Origin of the sequence: Paraburkholderia sp. SIMBA_030 (genome assembly GCF_046535245.1) — a bacterium.
Taxonomy (GTDB): domain Bacteria; phylum Pseudomonadota; class Gammaproteobacteria; order Burkholderiales; family Burkholderiaceae; genus Paraburkholderia.
Window position 1 is genome coordinate 1 of the sequence record NZ_JAWRXB010000400.1, and the last position, 276, is coordinate 276.

At 40.9% G+C, this 276-nt stretch carries 1 protein-coding gene; it reads left to right on the top strand.

What is annotated here, in order from left to right; genetic code table 11:
* The coding region (locus SB772_RS40520; RefSeq protein ID WP_410838587.1) for a hypothetical protein at positions 1 to 276 on the top strand (276 nt) is incomplete at both ends.

Genomic DNA, 276 nt, shown 5'->3' on the forward strand with positions numbered 1-276 from the left:
GTGGTCGTCAGTTGAACAATGTTTGTCCAATTGCTATGGCCAACACATTGCAAGCAGCTAATCAAAAAGGGCTAGATTATTACACCTTAGACAGTCAATTAGACAAAGACAATCGTCTCTTAGATACTTACCAATCAGAATTCGACCAGCTAGAAAATGGTGAAATGCTAGATTTTGCTAATGAAAAAGAAGCCCGTGCACGGCTGCTATCTCTATCTGATGAGATTCGTGATACCAAACGCCGTATCCAAAAGACGCAGCAGCAATTAGATTCAC